Annotated in this window: 5 protein-coding genes; 1 reads left to right on the top strand and 4 read right to left on the bottom strand. The window is 40.2% G+C overall.

Going from position 1 to position 3,142, the window contains the following annotated elements; genetic code table 11:
- The first annotated feature begins 245 nt into the window (after nucleotides 1-245).
- Nucleotides 246-1,160 carry a hypothetical protein gene (locus QZ735_RS07765; RefSeq protein WP_294246503.1) on the top strand — a complete coding sequence of 305 codons (915 nt, stop codon included), beginning with the start codon at nucleotides 246-248 and terminating at the stop codon, nucleotides 1,158-1,160.
- A gap of 255 nt (nucleotides 1,161-1,415) precedes the next feature.
- Here the strand turns inward: QZ735_RS07765 and QZ735_RS07770 are convergent, their stop codons facing one another.
- The 4 genes from QZ735_RS07770 to QZ735_RS07785 all read right to left on the bottom strand — a co-directional run.
- Complete coding sequence (locus QZ735_RS07770) at nucleotides 1,416-1,715, bottom strand: hypothetical protein (RefSeq protein WP_294246505.1); 300 nt, start codon at nucleotides 1,713-1,715, stop codon at nucleotides 1,416-1,418.
- A 4-nt stretch (nucleotides 1,716-1,719) separates the two neighbouring features.
- On the bottom strand, nucleotides 1,720-2,172 hold the full coding sequence (locus QZ735_RS07775; RefSeq protein ID WP_294246508.1) for a hypothetical protein: 453 nt from the start codon (nucleotides 2,170-2,172) through the stop codon (nucleotides 1,720-1,722).
- A 192-nt stretch (nucleotides 2,173-2,364) separates the two neighbouring features.
- The gene (locus QZ735_RS07780) at nucleotides 2,365-2,742 is read right to left on the bottom strand and encodes a hypothetical protein (RefSeq protein ID WP_294225978.1); all 378 of its coding nucleotides are present in this window, start codon (nucleotides 2,740-2,742) and stop codon (nucleotides 2,365-2,367) included.
- 128 nt (nucleotides 2,743-2,870) lie between these two features.
- Nucleotides 2,871-3,142: hypothetical protein (locus QZ735_RS07785; RefSeq protein ID WP_294246511.1), on the bottom strand; the 272-nt coding region annotated here is incomplete at its 5' end.

Genomic DNA, 3,142 nt, shown 5'->3' on the forward strand with positions numbered 1-3,142 from the left:
CTTGATATCCAAAGGTTTTATTTACCATTGCTAAATATTAATCATCATAATATTACTTCACCATTTATAAACATGACCACCGCTAATCTGCCAGGCAGTATCAAGCGGAATTTCGGATTTTTGAACTATTAATGTATCTTCAAGAAATACTTGAATTTCTGCAAGATGATCTCCAGGAATGTAGAATTTTATTGTACTTTTATTCTCCAAAATCCGTTTAAAACCAATCATCTTTAAGCATTTCAATGACCCGACTTCGAAAAATAGTCTTCCCCTTCCTCCTGCTCTATCTGCTATGCTTATCTATGGCCGGTGCTTTAAAAGGCCAGGAACTGAGAACCGGGAGTTTAAAAAACGATGGGCTGCCGCAGGAGATTGCACTGCCCCCGCAGACGGTGAAAATCATTGACAGTGTTTTTGTGTTGCAAAGCGGTGTTCCGCAACTGGAAATGGTTCAGGTCTTTGATCTGAAAAACGGCATCCTGGTTTCAGGAAAACTGGAATATTTCCAGAAAGAAGTCCTGATCCATACGACAATCGACCAATTTAACAAAAACGGCAACCTCATTGAAAGTGCCACCACTTTCCATCTGAAAAATTCGACCCGGATATTCCGGAAAAAACGGGATGAACACGAAAATATGACGCAGCTTACGACCCAGGAGAACGGGAAAGAGCGCTTTGCTTATTATAAGAATGTGTACAGGCAGAATCAACTGGCTGAGCAACGGGTCCTGTCACCCTATACAGGCGCCGTAACACAGACCTACCTGTATGAATATGACCATGCCGGAAACCTGAAGGAAAGCCGCAGGAAAGGCGGTGACCCAAATACAAAAACGGTCTTTGAATATAACAGGCAAAATCAGATTACGCTAAAGCAAGACCTTAAAAACGGCCAGGTGGATGAGAAGATGCTGTACTTTTACGATCAGGGCCGTCTCCAAAAAACCGAATGGTATGAACCGCTGTCCCCTGTTCCCATGACTAAAAATTATACCTATAATGAATCCGGCCGGCTTGTGGAGATCAGGCTGGGAAAATCCAACGACAAGACCGAGTTTAAAGACTTTGACGAATTCGGGAACTGGCAAACCCAGGAACAGTATGATTCCGGTGAACTCAGCAGATTGACCAGGAGAAAATTTCTTATCCGCTGACCGGATGTTTGATAAAAATAAAAAAAATCAGGCCCTGTTAAAGAAAAACCTCCGGATATCAGAACATCCGGAGGTTTTATTTTGTTGGGGCTAAACGTTAGGCGTTGAAATGTTCCTTTACTTTTTCCAGGACCTGCTCATCGCTCATCTGCTGGGCGGTATCAAGCTGGATCTTAAGGTTTTTGAACTGTGGGGTTTCCTCCAGGTAATGCTTAAATTCTTTCCGGATGATTCCGGGAACTGTATGGTACCAGATTATAAAAAGGCTTCTTTTATTTTTTTCAGATTATGATCTTCTTCAATACTTTTAGGGTTTTTAAGTACATTCCCATAAAACCGTTCAATCAATAATTTTACCAGATACATGACATCCTGGTTGTCTTGGGTATGTGCTATTAAATCCTCAATCAGAACTGTGGTGAGCTTTAGTTTTTGATGGGTATATTGGTCAAACATCAATTTGGATTTTGAATGAGAATGAATGTCAATCATTTTATCAACATTTTGAATTTCCTCAATCAGATCTAAAATCGTATATAAGTTATTATCTTTCATAAGTTTAATATCTAATCTCTAAAAATCCTTTTTTTAGTTTATTTCCGTGCCTGTCCCGTCTTGTCTTTGAAAACCGATCCGCCCAATAGGCCCTGTCAGACACTGTTTTGAAATAATCCGGCTCATCCGGCGGATAGACTTCTATAATATAAGCGTCTACTCCATAGACCAATTCTGAGTTCGGAAACCGGAAGGGATCAATTCTGTTGCCGGCCTTCACTATCTTTTCGGTTTCTATGAACGTTACCAGATCAATATCTCCGGGATTCACTTTCTTCGTTACAAATGAACCATCAATCCATTGCACAAATCCACCAAAGCCCAATACCTTCTGCAAATCTTCATTGTATTTTAAAAATCTGCTGAATATATCCTTCCTTTTTCCTGACGGTATACCATCAACAAATTCTTTTTTTAATTCAGCCAGATCGGATAATATTTTATTATCAGGAATCAATACGCCTGTATGACTAAAGGTTAGCATAAGTAAAATTACGAAAAAACAGCATATAGAAATATAGTAAGATCGAATTTACTATTTCATGACCTGTTAATCTTTGATTAAATGATAATAAAGAATAGAATGTAAGATAAAAAAACCTCCGGATATCAGGACATCGGGAGGTTTTTATTTTGTTTTGGCTAAACGTTAGGCGTTGAAATGTTCCTTTACTTTTTCCAGGACCTGCTCATCGCTCATCTGCTGGGCGGTATCCAGTTGGATCTTAAGGTTCTTGAATTGTGGGGTTTCTTCCAGGTAATGCTTGAATTCTTCCTGTACGGTTCCCGGCCCGATGATCAGTACTTCCTGGGAGTTGATCAGCAGGTGCTCGATTTCTTTGAAATATTTCACGCGGTTGGTCTGTTCGGCGTTGTTACCGGCGTTTTCACTGGAGTTTCCGTGCTGGATCTCGGCTTTCACCGGACTGCAAAGGAAGAATTTAAAGGCATTCTGCGCATCATGATTTTTAACAACGATGGCTTTCTCCTTGTCCATCCAGATTCCGGCTAATTTTTTTTCTGACATAATTACTATTTTAGTGATGGGTCTGTTCTTACAAGAATGGTGCAAACTTAGGTTAAAAGCTGTTAAAATGTGGGATGCTTTAGTCGTAGGATTTCAAATGACATATCTTCATGGATGATTGCGCTCGTTTAAACACGTGAATCACAAAGAAAGAAATAAAGTCCAGACTTCTGATGAGTATTGGAAAGCGCAAAGTCGCAAGGAATACAGGGAAATGCTGCGGTATAAGGCGCAAGGAATTCGGCAAAGCCAAATTTTAATGCCGCTGAATAGACTGCTTTACAGGCATCGGTAGTACGGGACGATAGGCAGCCTTCCATTTTATCTCTGATAAAATCTTTGCGCCTTATACCCACAAAGCATGCAAAATCCTTCGCTACCTTGCGTTTTCCAATATCAG

It is taken from the genome of uncultured Chryseobacterium sp., from assembly GCF_913776365.1.
Lineage (GTDB): Bacteria > Bacteroidota > Bacteroidia > Flavobacteriales > Weeksellaceae > Chryseobacterium.